This is a genomic window from Labrenzia sp. THAF35 (genome assembly GCF_009363595.1).
Classification (GTDB): domain Bacteria; phylum Pseudomonadota; class Alphaproteobacteria; order Rhizobiales; family Stappiaceae; genus Roseibium; species Roseibium algicola.
On record NZ_CP045380.1, the window covers coordinates 3,116,838 to 3,130,773 of the forward strand.

At 59.3% G+C, this 13,936-nt stretch carries 18 protein-coding genes; 9 read left to right on the forward strand and 9 right to left on the reverse strand.

All coding sequences use genetic code 11. The features are described from left to right. Window positions 1-111: 111 nt before the first annotated feature. The 3 genes from FIU93_RS14175 to FIU93_RS14185 are packed head-to-tail and all read right to left on the reverse strand — an operon-like array spanning window position 112 to window position 4,085. A complete protein-coding gene (locus tag FIU93_RS14175; protein WP_152505941.1) occupies window positions 112-894 on the reverse strand; it encodes a carnitinyl-CoA dehydratase in 783 nt (260 codons plus the stop codon). Further along, the gene (locus tag FIU93_RS14180) at window positions 894-2,921 is read right to left on the reverse strand and encodes an acetate--CoA ligase family protein (RefSeq protein ID WP_152505942.1); all 2,028 of its coding nucleotides are present in this window, start codon (window positions 2,919-2,921) and stop codon (window positions 894-896) included. The genes FIU93_RS14175 and FIU93_RS14180 overlap by 1 nt, the downstream gene beginning before the upstream one ends. Window positions 2,922-2,924: 3 nt before the next feature. Continuing rightward, window positions 2,925-4,085 (reverse strand): acyl-CoA dehydrogenase family protein, encoded by a 1,161-nt coding sequence (locus tag FIU93_RS14185; protein WP_023000392.1) that lies wholly within the window; start codon window positions 4,083-4,085, stop codon window positions 2,925-2,927. Window positions 4,086-4,162: 77 nt separating this feature from the next. Between FIU93_RS14185 and FIU93_RS14190 the strand changes: the two genes are divergently transcribed. Continuing rightward, on the forward strand, window positions 4,163-5,110 hold the full coding sequence (locus FIU93_RS14190; RefSeq protein WP_152505943.1) for a helix-turn-helix domain-containing protein: 948 nt from the start codon (window positions 4,163-4,165) through the stop codon (window positions 5,108-5,110). Between the two features lie 67 nt (window positions 5,111-5,177). On the opposite strand, the gene FIU93_RS14195 is transcribed toward FIU93_RS14190, so the two are convergent. Continuing rightward, a complete protein-coding gene (locus FIU93_RS14195; protein WP_152505944.1) occupies window positions 5,178-5,540 on the reverse strand; it encodes a hypothetical protein in 363 nt (120 codons plus the stop codon). Between the two features lie 374 nt (window positions 5,541-5,914). Here FIU93_RS14195 and FIU93_RS14200 point away from each other — a divergent pair, with 374 nt between their 5' ends. Next, the gene (locus tag FIU93_RS14200; RefSeq protein WP_152505945.1) at window positions 5,915-6,394 is read left to right on the forward strand and encodes a sigma-70 family RNA polymerase sigma factor; all 480 of its coding nucleotides are present in this window, start codon (window positions 5,915-5,917) and stop codon (window positions 6,392-6,394) included. Between the two features lie 15 nt (window positions 6,395-6,409). Here the strand turns inward: FIU93_RS14200 and FIU93_RS14205 are convergent, their stop codons facing one another. After that, window positions 6,410-7,312, reverse strand: a complete 903-nt coding sequence (locus tag FIU93_RS14205) for a LysR family transcriptional regulator (RefSeq protein ID WP_152505946.1) — start codon at window positions 7,310-7,312, stop codon at window positions 6,410-6,412. Between the two features lie 88 nt (window positions 7,313-7,400). Between FIU93_RS14205 and FIU93_RS14210 the strand changes: the two genes are divergently transcribed. Further along, window positions 7,401-7,970: an NAD(P)H-dependent oxidoreductase gene (locus FIU93_RS14210; protein WP_152505947.1), complete on the forward strand. Its 570-nt coding sequence runs from the start codon at window positions 7,401-7,403 to the stop codon at window positions 7,968-7,970. 8 nt (window positions 7,971-7,978) lie between these two features. Beyond that, complete coding sequence (locus tag FIU93_RS14215) at window positions 7,979-8,401, forward strand: DUF6220 domain-containing protein (RefSeq protein WP_152505948.1); 423 nt, start codon at window positions 7,979-7,981, stop codon at window positions 8,399-8,401. Between the two features lie 125 nt (window positions 8,402-8,526). On the opposite strand, the gene FIU93_RS14220 is transcribed toward FIU93_RS14215, so the two are convergent. Then, entirely contained in the window at window positions 8,527-8,850 is a 324-nt protein-coding gene (locus tag FIU93_RS14220) for a hypothetical protein (RefSeq protein ID WP_152505949.1), read from the reverse strand. A 212-nt stretch (window positions 8,851-9,062) separates the two neighbouring features. Beyond that, complete coding sequence (locus tag FIU93_RS14225) at window positions 9,063-9,791, reverse strand: S24 family peptidase (protein WP_173017329.1); 729 nt, start codon at window positions 9,789-9,791, stop codon at window positions 9,063-9,065. Window positions 9,792-9,969: 178 nt separating this feature from the next. On the opposite strand from FIU93_RS14225, the gene FIU93_RS14230 reads away from it, so the two are divergent. From FIU93_RS14230 to FIU93_RS14250, 5 genes are all read left to right on the forward strand, one after another. Next, complete coding sequence (locus tag FIU93_RS14230; protein WP_152505951.1) at window positions 9,970-10,317, forward strand: hypothetical protein; 348 nt, start codon at window positions 9,970-9,972, stop codon at window positions 10,315-10,317. Beyond that, window positions 10,317-10,733, forward strand: coding sequence for a hypothetical protein (locus FIU93_RS14235; protein ID WP_077292312.1), 417 nt, complete (start codon window positions 10,317-10,319; stop codon window positions 10,731-10,733). The genes FIU93_RS14230 and FIU93_RS14235 overlap by 1 nt, the downstream gene beginning before the upstream one ends. Continuing rightward, the gene (locus FIU93_RS31585; protein ID WP_152505952.1) at window positions 10,730-11,053 is read left to right on the forward strand and encodes a hypothetical protein; all 324 of its coding nucleotides are present in this window, start codon (window positions 10,730-10,732) and stop codon (window positions 11,051-11,053) included. The genes FIU93_RS14235 and FIU93_RS31585 overlap by 4 nt, the downstream gene beginning before the upstream one ends. Before the next feature lie 86 nt (window positions 11,054-11,139). Continuing rightward, complete coding sequence (locus FIU93_RS14245) at window positions 11,140-11,523, forward strand: DUF6362 family protein (protein WP_023000401.1); 384 nt, start codon at window positions 11,140-11,142, stop codon at window positions 11,521-11,523. 264 nt (window positions 11,524-11,787) lie between these two features. Next, window positions 11,788-12,081, forward strand: coding sequence for a hypothetical protein (locus tag FIU93_RS14250; RefSeq protein ID WP_031269092.1), 294 nt, complete (start codon window positions 11,788-11,790; stop codon window positions 12,079-12,081). 57 nt (window positions 12,082-12,138) lie between these two features. Here the strand turns inward: FIU93_RS14250 and FIU93_RS14255 are convergent, their stop codons facing one another. Together FIU93_RS14255 and FIU93_RS14260 are read right to left on the reverse strand one after the other, a co-directional pair. Further along, the gene (locus tag FIU93_RS14255; RefSeq protein WP_286202356.1) at window positions 12,139-12,687 is read right to left on the reverse strand and encodes a GNAT family N-acetyltransferase; all 549 of its coding nucleotides are present in this window, start codon (window positions 12,685-12,687) and stop codon (window positions 12,139-12,141) included. After that, window positions 12,684-13,907, reverse strand: a complete 1,224-nt coding sequence (locus FIU93_RS14260; protein WP_152505953.1) for a hypothetical protein — start codon at window positions 13,905-13,907, stop codon at window positions 12,684-12,686. Before FIU93_RS14260 ends, FIU93_RS14255 begins: the two co-directional genes overlap by 4 nt. Between the last annotated feature and the right edge of the window lie 29 nt (window positions 13,908-13,936).

The following is a 13,936-nucleotide window of genomic DNA, read 5'->3' on the forward strand; positions in this document are numbered from 1 at the left end:
TGGTTCTCCTGGATCAGCGACAGTTCAACCGGAACCGATTGAACTGCCGGAAACTGATTGTTTTTAACGTGTCAGGTCATCTTGATGGCGTTCATGCCGACGCAGGATGATCTAGCGGCCCTTCCAGACCGGGTCTCGTTTTTCGGCAAAGGCGCGGGCGCCTTCCTTCTGGTCTTCAGAGCGATAGAGCTTTTCGACCGTTTCGAACTGGCTTCCGGTGATGCGGTTGAGCGCGTCCTGGAATTTCATGTTTTCTGCCTCGCGCACGATTTCCTTCAGCGCCGCATAGACAAGCGGGGGACCGGAAGCGAGCAGCTCGGCCAGTTTCCAGGCTTCCGCCATCAGGTCCTTTCCAGGATAGATGTGGTTGATCAGGCCCCAGCGGGCGGCTTCCTCTGCTTCGATCCAGCGGCCGGTCAGCAGCATCTCCATGGCGATGTGATAGGGAATGCGCTTCGGCAGCTTGATGCTGGCGGCATCGGCCACGGTGCCTGAGCGGATTTCCGGCAGGGCGAAAGAAGCGTGTTCGGCTGCCAGGATAATATCGGCAGACAGGGCAAGCTCGAGCCCGCCGCCACAGCAGATGCCGTTGACGGCAGCTATGACCGGCTTGTTGAGGCCGCGCAGTTCCTGCAGGCCGCCGAAGCCACCCTTGCCGTAATCTCCGTCGACGGCATCGCCACCTGCGGCCGCCTTCAGGTCCCAGCCGGGGCAGAAGAATTTTTCCCCGGCACCGGTCACGATGGCGACGCGCAGGTCCGGATCGTCCCGGAAGTCGGTGAAGACGTCTCCCATAATCCGGCTGGTCATCAGGTCAATGGCGTTGGCCTTCGGCCGGTCGAGCGTGACAGCCAGTATGTGGCCGCGTCTTTCGGTCTTGATGGGGTTTTCCATCAGTTCGCTCCCATTCTTACCAGTGCATCGGCGGCGACGGCAAAGTCCGCACCGCAGAGCAACGGGTTGATTTCTACTTCTTCGACCGGTGCCGACAGAACAAAGCTCTGCACTGCCTGCACAGCTTCAACAATCGCTTCCAGATCGCAAGGCGGCTTGCCGCGATATCCGGTCAGGACACGGCCGATCTTCAGATTTTCAAGGGCCTTCTTGATCTCGTCCTCGCCTGCTGGAACGATCAGCGAGGTGCTGTCTTCCAGAAGTTCGGTCAGGATGCCACCTGCTGCGAGCGTCAGGACGTAGCCGTGAGCCGGATCCCGCACAATGCCGACCAGCAGTTCGCCAAGGCTGGCAGTGATCATCTCTTCCACCAGAAACGACGAGGCCGGCATCCCGCTTGCGGCGGAGTGGACCTCGCATGCCGATTGCAGATTGAGGGCGACTGCTCCGGCTTCGGTCTTGTGGGCAATGCCGGTGCCCTTCAGCACCACCGGGTATCCGATATCTTCGGCAGCCCGTGCTGCCGCTTCCGGACCTTCTGCAAAAGTGCTCGCGGGAACCTTGAGGCCATGCTTTTGCAGCAAGGCTTTTGCCTCGTGCTCGGAAAGAAGGCGGGGATCCGCGACAGCTTGAGGAACCCGGATCGGTTCCGGCGAAAGTGGTCTTGCCAGAAAGGCAGCCGCCTCAATGGCCGTCAGTGCATCGTCCAGCCCGCAGAGAGGCACGAGACCACGCTTCATCAGATCGGCTGCAAAGGTTTCCGGCATGGTTTCGGGGAGCGAACTCAGGATCGCCATCGGTTTGCCGGAAGCTTTCATCGCCGCTTCCACCGGCTCGATCACCTTCAACCAGTCTTCCGGGTCACAGCGATCCATTCTCGGAATATCGAGAATGACGATGCCAAGGGCGATGTCCGCCTGCATCATGGCAGCGTAGCACCGGGTCATGGCCTCGCCATCACCCCAGATGTAGGTGTGGTAGTCGAGTGGATTGGCGAGAGCGACCTTGGGCCCGAGGGCCTCTGACAGCGCGGTTCTTTGCGCGGGAACGAGCGGCGGGAAAGTGATCTGACGGCCGACGGCGGTGTCGGCAATCAGGCTGGCTTCACCGCCCGAGCAGGACATGGACACGATGTTGGTGCTCGGCAAAGGGCCTGCGACGTGGACCAGCTTCAGGGTTTCCAGAAGGGCTGTCAGGCTGCCGACCCGGGCAATACCCAGCCGGTTGAAGAGCGCGTCGGAACCTGCCGTGCTACCGGCAAGGGCGGCCGTATGGGAGACTGTTGCGGCCTGGGCGGCCTCGGATCTGCCGACCTTGACGGCCACGACCGGCTTGCCGAGTGCGTGCGCCTTGCGTGCGAAAGCCTCAAAGGCGGCAAGATCATCGAGCCCTTCGATGTGCAGACCGATGGCGGTGACCCGGTCATCGTCCAGGAGGGCGCTGCCAATGGCGGACAGGCCCGTCTGGGCCTGGTTGCCGGCGGTCATCAGATAGGCAATCGGCAGGCCGCGTGTTTGCATGGTCAGGTTCAGCGCGATGTTGGACGATTGCGCGATGATCGCAACACCGCGGTCGACCGGGGTCAGGCCATGCTGATCCGGCCACAGGGCCGCACCGTCGAGCGCGTTGAGAAAGCCATAGCAGTTGGGGCCGAGGATCGGCATCTCGCCTGCCGCCTCGATCAGGGCGGCCTGAAGATCCGCGCCGTCGGCAAGCTCCCGGATTGCTTCGCTGAAACCGGAGGCAAAGCAGATGGCACCACCGGCGCCGAGGCGTGAAAGCGAGCGGACAATCTCGACCGTCACGTGCCGGTTGACGCCGATAAAGACCGCGTCGGGGGCGGTGGGAAGATCTTCCACGGTGGCATAGGCCCTGCAGCCGTCGATCTCTTCACGGCTCGGGTGGATCGGCCAGAGATCACCCTCAAAACCGGCCTTGCGGCATTCCCTGAGCACGTTCCGGCACCAGGAACCGCCACCGATAACAGCGACCGTGCGTGGCCGGAGCAGGCGTTCGAGTGAGCGCATGGATCAGGCTCCGAGCGGGCGGAAGATGTCGCGGCTGATGATGTGGCGCTGGATCTCGCTGGTGCCATCCCAGATCCGTTCCACGCGAGCGTCGCGCCAGAAACGTTCGATGGGGAAGTCGTCCATCAGACCCATGCCGCCGAAGATCTGCAGCGTCGTGTCGGTGACGCGCGCCAGCATTTCGGTCGCGTAAACCTTGGCACTCGCAATCTCGCGGTTGGCGGGCAAACCCTGGTCGAGACGCCAGGCTCCGGCAAGCGTCAACCAGTCAGCGGCATCGATCTCGGTGATCATGTCGGCCACCTGGAAGCTGACGCCCTGGAACTTGGCGATCGCCTGGCCGAACTGCTTGCGCTCGGCGGCATAGTTTACCGCATAGTCGAAACAGCGGCGGGCGCGGCCAACGCTCATGGTGGCAACCGTCAGACGCGTGGCATAAAGCCATTCGTTCATCACCTCGAAGCCACCGTCGACCTCACCGAGGACCTGGCTGTCCGGCAGGCGGCAATTGTCGAAGTAGAGAATGCAGTTTTTGTAGCCCCGATGACTGACGGAGCGATAGCCGTCGCGCACCTCGAAGCCGGGTGTGCCCCGGTCGACCAGAAAACAGGTGATGCGCTTCTTGGGGCCTTTTGGTGTTTCGTCAACGCCGGTCGCCACAAACACGATGAAGAAATCCGCGTGTTCGGCGCCGGAGATGAAATGCTTGGAGCCGGAGACCACCCAGTCTCCTCCGTCGCGCACCGCCTGGCATTTCATGCCGCGCACATCCGAGCCGGCATCGGGTTCGGTCATGGCCAGCGCGTCCATCTTCTCACCGCGCACGGCCGGCAGAAGGTAGCGCTCGATCTGCTCGCCCTTGCAGGCCATCAGGATGTTCTGGGGACGGCCGAAAAAGTGGTTCAGCGCCATCGATCCGCGCCCCAGTTCCCGTTCCACCAGGGTGAAATCAAGATGGCTCAGGCCGGCGCCGCCCACTTCTTCCGGGAAGTTGCAGGCGTAGAAGCCGAGATCGATACATTTGCGCTTGATCTCCTCGCCGAGTTCGGCGGGCACCTGGCCCGTCTTCTCGACAAGTTCCTCATGCGGGTAAATCTCGTTTTCAACGAAGGACCGGACCGTGGAGACGATCATCTCCTGTTCTTCGCTCAGCCCAAAATGCATCGGAATCTCCTCTTGCCTCAGGCCGACGAGAGTGAGACAAACGGGCTTGCTTCATTGTGCAATTTTGGTTTGAAATCATGCCGATTTCACAAAAATCGAATTCGGTTCGAAAAATCTGCGTGCTGTTGTTCGAAAGCTTTTCGAACCACTGCCTGGCGAATGCGATCGAGCCGTTCCGGGCAGCAAACACGATTGCCCGAAAGCAGCTCTATTCCTGGCAGCACGTGAGCCTTGCCGGAGGGACCGTCACGTCATCCAGCGGTCTGCCGGTGGCGACGTCTGCCTGGTCGGAGGCAAAGCCTGGTGGCGATTATCTCTTCATCATGCCGAGCTACGGTTTCGAGGCTTTTGCAGGTCAGTCAACCGTGCGCGCCTTGAAGGCCGCAAGGCAACGGTTCGGCACGTTGGTCGGCATGGATACCGGCGCATGGCTGTTGGCGGCCGCCGGTTTGCTGGAGGAACGCAAGGCAACGATCCACTGGGATGAACTGACGGGATTTGCCGAAAGATTTCCGGATGTCGATGCAGTGGAGGACCGTTTTGTGCTTGATGGCAACATCTGTACCTGTGGCGGGGCGTCGACCACATTCGAACTGGCGCTGGAACTGATCAAGCGGCATCACAGCCCGATGTTCGCGCTCGAGGTGGCAGCCCTGTTCATGTATGGCGACAAGCTGGACATGCACGATCCGCACAAGCGCCTGTCGGCGGATGCCCTGGTGCGCAGCGCGACTGCGCTGATGCGGCGGACCATCGAGGCACCGATGCCGATTGAAGATCTTGCCCGGCAGCTGAAGGTGGACCAGCGTACCCTGGAGCACCGGTTCCAGCGGGAAATGTCGATGACGCCACTGGGGGTCTACAAGGCGATCCGCCTGCGCGAGGCGCGCCGGCTTGTGGAATTGACCATGCTGGGGATTGCCGAAATTGCAGAGCGTTGCGGCTATCGCAACGCGAGTGCAATGACCCGGGCCTACCGGCAGGAATTCGGCCAGTCGCCGCGCGAGCACCGGCGACGCAGGTAGTTCCGGCTGATAAACGAGAAAGGCCGCGCTAAACGCGCGGCCCTTTCTTCGAAGGTTTGAAAAGACCTTACTTGTGCGGGAAACCGGCTTTTGCTGTACCGTTCCAGTCGCCCTGGAAAGGCAGGATATGCAGCGGCTTCTTTGCCCTGGCGCCCTGTGCCCTTGCACCGGCGACCTGCTGCTGGGGAACTGTCAGCCGCTCTTCGCCATTGTAACTGCCGACAACCGGCAGGATCAGCAGATTGCCACTGCGTGCTTCAGCCAGAGCCTTTGCATTGACGGTCTGCTGGATGCGGACGGAGACAGGCTTGTCGCCATTGAGATCGCCGCGGGTGTCGTCCGGGTCGATGGCGAAGGCGTTGCCCGCCAGTGCGCCGGATACAAAGGCTGCAGTCAGCAGGGTCGACAGAATTTTCTTGGAAGTACGCATGATCTTGCTCCATGTGTCTGTTTAAACTCATGAATGACTGCAGAGCGCTGTTTGCCCCGCAGGCTGTTCATGCCGGGAACAACGACACGAATGCTGATCGGTTGCGGCGGTGGCGGTAATAACATCAACACAAAAACATGAGGCCCCGTGAGAGGGTTCAAGCCTTGCGAGCCGCGTGTTTTGACACCACGCACGCGTTCATCATGATCATTCGGCAAGCGGTGCCCGGCTCACCGACCCGTGAAAGGCGTGGGAGCTGAAGAGGCCGTTTTGCATCTGTTTTTCAAACCGCGATGACAAGGTCTTGAGCGCGCTTCTGCCAACACCGTCACGTCTTACATCTCGTCCAGAAACAGCAGAACAGGAATGTCACGATGGCCTGCATCAAGGACGACTTCACCAGAGACCTTCAGAGCGAAATCCCGCATCTGCGCAGATACGCCCGCTCTCTTACGCGAAACCCTGAAGCCGGTGATGATCTGATGCAGACCTCGCTGGAAAAGGCGCTGCGGCATCACGCCAGCTTCCACTGCGGTACGCAGCTGCGCCGCTGGCTTTTCACGATTGCCCGCAATGCCTATCGCGACGAAAGAAAATGGCTTGCCCGGCGGGGTGACCACCTGCCCATCGAGGACTGGCTTCAGGAAACCCAGGCAGCGCCCGCTCAGGAAAAGCATCTGGAGCTGGAAGACGTTGCCAGGGGCATCGCCGGACTTCGGCCGGAAGACAGGGATGCTCTCGAATTGCGGGTGTTTTCGGGCCTGTCCACCGGGCAAATTGCCAAGCAGACGGGTGTGGCCGTCGGAACGGTGAAAAGCCGGCTCTCCAGGGCGCGGCAGTCATTGTCCGTGTAAGGCAAGCCGCTCCGTTTAGTTGGCGGAAGCATCGCCCAGGAGATCGACAAGAAGCTTTGCGACATGCTGCAAGCCGGTGTCGTTGGCGCGACGCCGGTGCCAGGCCAGGTGCAGGGGAAACCCTGAAACGGGGATCGGTGGCGCGAACGAGATCAGATCGCCTGCGAAGGGAAGAATGCGTGAGGGTAGCATGGCAATCATGTCCGATCCGCGCAGGAGATCGGGCACCATCTGGAAAGATGGCACCACTATACCTACCCGGCGCGTGCGACCAATGCGCGCCAGCTCGCCGTCGAGCGGTGTCCTGATGTCTCCCTTGCCGGAGACAAGTACATGCGGAAAAGCCAACCAGCTATCGAGATCGAAGTTGCTTGCCGCAGGATGTTCCTGTCGCATCGCAACGCGGTAACTTTCATCAAAAAGCTCTTCCCGGTGGAGCTCTTCATCCTCTCCTGGAAACACCGAGACCGCGATATCGGTGTTTCCATCGAGAAGGGCGGTCCGTGCCGCCGGAGCACCACGCCAGGGCTGGAGGACCAGATCGATACCAGGCGCGGTTGCCTGAAGCTGCCTTTGCAGTGAGCCGATGACATAGAGCGCCGGAAAGTCGGTCATGATTATGCGCAAGGTCTGGCGTATGTCCTTCAGCGGAATTGTCTTCGGTGTCAGGAGGTCATCTACTCCTGCCAACAACGACTTTAACGGCGCGCGCAGGGACACCGCCTTTGGGGTCAGGCGCATGGTGCCGTGCCCGCGCTCCAGCAGCTCGTCCGCGAACAGGTGCCGGCAGCGCTGCAAGGCAGCAGACATGGCTGGTTGGGACAGACCTATCCGGCTGGCAGCGCGGCTGACGTGTGCTTCGTCCAGCAGCGCATCAAGAGCGACAAGGAGGTTGAGATCGACAGAACGTAAATTCATGAAATCAATAATATCATAGATCAATTATCGATTGGATCGATTTTCTTTCCTCTCTCATTGTCCGTTGGGTTCAACAAGAGGAAAGAAAATGGGCAAGACACTCGTACTTCTGTTTCATCCGAACATGAAACGCTCCAGGGCAAATGCGGCTCTGGCGTCAGCAGCGGCCGACCTCGATGACGTTGATGTCGTTGATATGCAAGCCGTTTTTCCGCAGGGGGTGGATCTCTTTCGTGACGCTGAAGGAGAAGCAGCCCGGCTTCTGGAAGCGGAGCGGATCGTTCTGCAGTTTCCCGTGCAGTGGTATTCCACTCCGCCGCTTCTGAAAGCCTGGGAGGACGCAGTTCTGACGCGGATGTTCTACATCGCCTATGAGGAAGAGGGACTGAGACTGGAAGGCAGGCCATTTATGCTTGCGGCGACCGCAGGCAACGTTCGGGAGGCCTACCAGCCGGGTGGTGCCAATCTCTTTTCCATGGACAGCCTGTTCGCACCGTTGAAGGCGACCGCGCATCGCTGCGGTCTGGTCTGGTACGAGCCCTTTTTACTCTACAGGGCCGACAAGCTTGGGCCTGACGAATTGAAGCAAGCTGGAGCCGATTATGCCCGCGCGTTGTCGACCTGGATCAAGAAAACCCCGGCAAGGGAGGCCGCGTGAAACGGATCATGGCTTACAAAAGATTTGAAGGCCTCAAAAGCAGTGTTCCCTGGTGGTATTCCATCAGTGCACGTGCCTTGCCGTGCGGGATTCTGTTCCAGTTCCTGACGGCGGGGCTGTCTTTGTTTCGCGATGACAGCCTGTGGGCCTTGCATGAAGTTTCGGGTCTCATCCTGGTGGTGTTTCCCGGTATTCTGCTTGGAGGGAGCCTGTTGGTATCCCGGCTCGGGCGCTTTGGCTGGTGGGCGGGCCTTACAGGTTTGCTTTACCTGTTTCAGATCGCACTTTCGGCCGGTGCCGAGCCGGAGTTGATCGCGTATCATCCCTTCAATGGGGCACTGTTGCTGACGGCCAGCCTGATCCTTCTGATGAAGGTTGAACGGCGTTTGGGGAAGGCAGCTTCCGGACAATCCATCAAAGACCCCGTCTGAATAATCGCTCTCCGTCTTTTGGGCCGTTTGCCTGGAACACCCGGCTACGGAGTTCTTTCACGTGCCTGCTATCTGTCAGGCTTAAAAATGGCTGCTTGTCTCGCCCTTGTGAGGCAGACCAAACCTCAGGCCGCGACCCTGGCGGTGACACCGGCAAGCCGGGCGGTCAGACGTTCGGTTCGATAGTCCGACCAGTTTTCCGCGGTTTCCTCCTCGTCTTCCCCGATCTCGGGGAAGGCGGCGGACAGGACCGCGCTGGTGATGTCGTTGCACCAGCCTTCCGCGGGATTGAATTCCAGAACCGCCTGAACCTTCTCGAGTTGCCCGGCCTGAAGATCCTCGATGATCCTGTGCAGGCTCATGTCTGCCAGATCGGTTTCCGGCGTGTAGAAGCAGTTTCCGAGTTCGCAAATCACTGAATAGAACGACATGTCGAGGTTCAAAGCCAAAAAAGCCTCCATCTAAAAAACGTTGAAAGCGTATACGCAAATTGCGTACATGTCAAATCTTCGTTAATCGGCTATATGACAAAAGCGTATGGCCGCCCTGAAGTGTCGGCGTCGCGTCAAGACGTGATCGGTCGCAGCAGGCCGGTTGCGCGAAATGCGCGAAGGCGGGCCGAGTTTCGGCCTGAGAAGAAGTGGAGGCGGGGTCGGCGGCGCTAGACGACCTGCCGGATGACGCTCAATACCTTGGCTATGATGCGGACTTCCGTTGCTTCTTCATCGTGCTCGTTGAAGATCACCGGCTCCTGAAAGCGCGGATCGTCGGATTCCGGTTGCAGTTCTATCTGGCCGTTCCGGCGAATGATCCGCTTGGCGGTGCGTTCGATGGTATGGCCACCGTCTCTGGTCCGCTCCACGACGGCAAGGTCTCCCGACTTGATCTCAATGCCGGCTTCCAGATAGTCGACGCACAGGATCAAATCGCCGCTCCAGGCGATCCGGTTGAGGCTTTCGCCATTGATTTGCAACAGATATTGGCTTTCGCTCGGAAAGCGAAGGTCTCCCGCGAAACTGGTTTTCTTGGTGGCGTCCGTCTCGAACAGTCCGGACTCCATCCAGAGGCCGGCAGCCACCTGGCCCTTGATCTCCAGAGGTGTGGCGGCTCTTGAAGGTGCACTGGAGGCATCCAGATCGGTGATGGAATCGGGGGCGAGCGCAAGAATGTCTTCCCGGGTGATCGGTTGCTCGCCCTTGCCCAGGAGGACAGGAAGAAGCTTCGCCACGAAATCCGACGGCAGTGCAGGTTTCAGGTAGTCGGCGCTGAAGTAGCGCTGGATGGAAGAGGCATTCTGATAGCCCATGGCCCGTGCGATGGCGCGGATCGACAGGCCGCTGCGGTCCTTCAGGTCTACAAGCTGGCGGGAGACTGCAGATTGTTCGTCCATATCCATAATTCGGTCACCAGGTCACGTAAGATGCATACGTGTTAGCAGTAAAAACGTACGGAGTCCAGTTGACATACGTACGCAATAAGCGTACGAAATTTGAGTCATCAAGTGAATGCGTGGGAGTGACGATGGAAGCTCAGACAATCCTTCGACAAATGGCAGAGGAGACCGGCCGATGAGGGACCTGAAGGACGAAATTGAAGAAGCGCAGGCAAAGGTTGCGCATCTGAGGATCAGGGCGGAACGACCGAGTGCCCGGCTGGAAGACGAGTTCGCGTTGGAAAAAGCGCGCAATAGGTTGCTGACTCTGGAGTTGCGGAACCTGAAACAGGGCAGGGATGTGCGCGGCAGTTCCAGCCCGAAGGGCAGTCCGGGTGTTGTCGGGAGCAGGCAGCACATGAGACAAGCGCCCTTCGCAAAAAGAACAAATAGTGAACATTTGCCGCGTACGGCCAGGGAAAAGGCAGAAGCGGCTTTTGCAGCGGTGCAAGGTATCGCGGTGGAAAAGAAAGGTCGGGTCTGATGGCTTCGGGAGGACTGGTCGACAGGATCGCTGCCGAGTATGGCGTTCATTTCATCAGCCACACCAGACGGGTGCAAGGGCGGCACCAGTCGAAGGCCCGCAGAACTTGCCAGACCCTGCTGACGAAACACGGGGCGGAACATCTGCGCCTCGTCTTCGGTCTGATCAACACCGCCGAGAACCGGGGGAACTGGTCTGCGCCATGCTTTACTGCCGTTTCCTGGCTTGTCTTGAACAAGCCGGACTGGGTGGAGCGGCGAGGTTTTCTGGACCAGTTCGACAGGATTGATCTGGAAGAGTTGCTTGGCAGTGCAAGACATATAAACCCATCCGCTCCGACCCTTACGCTCGCCGTGCTGCTCTCCTACGAACTTGACAAACTCCTGGAAACGGGCCGGGAGGGGATCGCTGCATGAGCACTATTGTCAGTTGGTGTCGGTTGATTACACTGCGGCCGTCAATCTTCGGCTGTATTGAGTCGCTCAGGGATTGCACGCTTGGCTTGCTGCGCTCGGGGGAGGCGGCGCCGGACGGATCTTTCACCGGTATTTTGAGAGAAGGGGGTTTGAACATGAACGGTTACCTGACGAAGGCGCAGATTTTTGCCTTCGAACGCGGAGCGACCGCGTGCCGGGAAGGCAAGTCCCGTGAGGACAATCCTTATCCGCCGAAGGCCGATTATTTCGGTTTGTGGGAAGAGGGCTACCAGAAAGAGCGTGAGGGCCAGGGCAAATAACCGCCTCAAGCCTGCATCTTTGCTGCCGCGGGGCCATTTGAGCGGCCGCGCGGTTCTGTGCCCACTACAGTTTCAAGAGAGACGATATGGAAACAAGCGTACCTGACCAGATCCTGGCCCGGTTGACGGAGGCTGTCGAAGTGATTGCGGTAACCGGCAAGGGTGACGGACCGCGGGCGGTCCTGGCAAGCTGGCCTGAATGCCAGGGCAAGATCGCCCGGCGTCGGCGCACCTACCCGCCCCGGGCGATCAGCCGGGCTGAAGAGGCGATCACCTGGTTCTCCCTGATCGAGGACCCGGATGCGCGCCGCGCTCTGCAGTTCGAAGTGATGTGCAAGGCGGGCGGCGGCAAGTTTTCCCGGATCTGCGAAAAATACGGCTGGAAACGCTCGACGGTTACCAGCCGCAACAAGGCCGTTCTGCGCCGACTGGCGAAAAGGCTTGGTGAGGAAAGCCCCGTCGATCACTGAACGGTACGACTTCGGACTGGAGGCGGGCTGGTGCCTTGCTGATCCGGGAATTGGCTTTTGAAAGAAGATGTCATTCCTCCTGCGTTGCGCGAATGCAGGAGGAATGCACGGCTTGAATGGCGGGCTTCGCCCTTGTTCTCAAAAGGTTTGCAGCAGGTTTTGCAATCGCCCCTTTACGGTTGTTGGATGTTTGAACTACAACTTTTTAATTGCTCGTCCCCGCGTCGACGCCGGGACATTTGGATAGATGGTTTGGAGAAATTGATGACCGACTTGAAAACACTGACCCTTCACGACTTTGAAAAGCTGCTGGATCAGGTGTTCGAGGTCAGGTCGGTTCCGGCTGATATCCAGTTGTCCCTTGTGGAGGTCAAATTGATGGGCTCCGGCGAGCGGCAGGGAGGGGCTTTTTCCACGTTGTGGCAAGGTCCGCAGGAGCCATTGCTGGAGCAATCCATCTACAGGCTCTATCGGCCGGATTTCGGCGAGCAGGACGTGTTTCTGGTTCCGGTCGCGCAAAAGGAAGCCGGCATTCAGTATGAAGCGGTGTTCACCTGATCGTACACTGTCTCACAGGCCGGTGGCCGCCGCAGTCTGGTGGCCGGGCTCGGTGCTTCAGGTTCGGCAGGGGTGTTCCATGAGGTCATACACGCCCTTGTCTTCCCGCTTTTCGAAGCCGAGGCGGTGATAGAGCCGCATGGCAGGATTTTCCTTTTCGACATGAATGGAAAGCGCTTTTCCTGCTTCTCGCGCCTCATCTATCAGGTCCTGCAAAACGGCGCTGCCAAGGCCTTGTCCCTGTACTTCGGGTATCAGGGCGATGTCGATAATCCGGTGTTCGCGGGTCCAGCGTTCCAGGTAAAGCCTGCCAACAGGTCTGGCGTCTCGTTCTATCACCAGCCAGAGGGCATCAGGATAATGCTCCTGATAATGTCTGTGCTGGGCCTCGAATTGCATCGCGATAAAGGCCTGCTTATCGGCTTCCGTCCACGGAGTGCGCGCAAGCTCGGCCTCGCGCGTCGAACGGTATAGGCTTGCCAGGAACGGAAGATCGCCCGAATGCAAGGCTCGGTAGGTGATGCCCCGGGCCGCCGCGCGTGCGCGCGGGGCCAGGCACTTGTCTGTCTGCGGCATCGGCAGATCGATCGCAAGCGCGGTCGTCATTCGGTGTTCGGCGTGACGTCCCGGGTCAGTGCGCTTACGGAAAGCGGTCCGCCCAGGGAAGTCCAGGTCGCCGACCAGTGATCAAGCGATATCTGCGGCAGGTAGGAAGCCGTGTTTGACGCCGGATCAAGGGCGAAAAGGCTCAGGAGCGTATTGGCGTTCGGCTGAAGTTTGAGCGTGCTGCCACCATCCGCATGGGCGATGACCCGTGGAGCCGTCCAGGAGGTTTCCACGGAACTGGTCTGGTAGCTTGCGAAGACCGGACTGTCGGCTCCTGAGACAGTCAGCGCAACCAGATAAATTCCTCCGTTGGAGGAGTTGGAAGCGGCCATGCTGCCGACAGGCGCATCAAACGTTGCAAACAGTGCCCAGTCGGAGAAGTCGAGTGAACTGACTTCGTCCTGAGCTTTCATGTAAATCTTGTTTCCGATGCGGGCAAAGATGTGAACGAGCGCATTGCCGTCGATGCAAAGGACAAGCTGTTCGAAGCCGGTCAGGCCGCCACTGATATCTTGCCAACCTTCCCAGCCCTCCGGCAGAAGCGGCCTGTCGGTGGACTGGAAGTTCAGATAAGGCACGCTGTCCGAATTGATGCCGGTGAGAATGATGCGGCCATCGGCATTCTGGGTTGCAGCGAGGCTCCGCAGTGCCCCGGCCATTTGTTGCCAGTCCGCCCAGGGCTGGCTCGGTGGAATTTCGACCGGCACCGTAACTTCAATTGGTGTCGTCGTGCCCGGTGGCACTACCGTGATGGTTTCCATCTGTACGGTGTTGTTGTTCTGGAAGCGCCACCAGATGGCGTTGTCCGGCGCCGAACTTGTGACGAAAATGTTCTGCCGACCGGTGACGCCGTTGATCAGCAACGTATCATTGAAACCTGGAACGCCGGCCGGTTTGCCGAGATCAAGCGGGTCAGCAAAACGCTGTGGTGCGTTTTCGTCCCGGTTTTCCCGGATATAGGCCAGGTTTCCAGACCCGCTGTCTTGCGCAAGCAGGGCAACGTAGCCTTCCTGGGTCACGGATGCGTTGAGCCGTTCGGTGGCAAAGCTTGCATTCGTTAGCTGAGTAAAGGAGGCGCTGAAAGCGCCGTTTTCAGACGTCTGATCCTTGTACTCAAGTGCCCCGTCCGGTGTGACTGCGGCAAAGAAAATCCGGAAATAGACCGGATCGGCCGTCACGTTCCCTTCAAATTCCTCGGGAACTGCTTCTTCGACTGACATGATGCGTTTCCTCTTGCTGATCTGAAGCC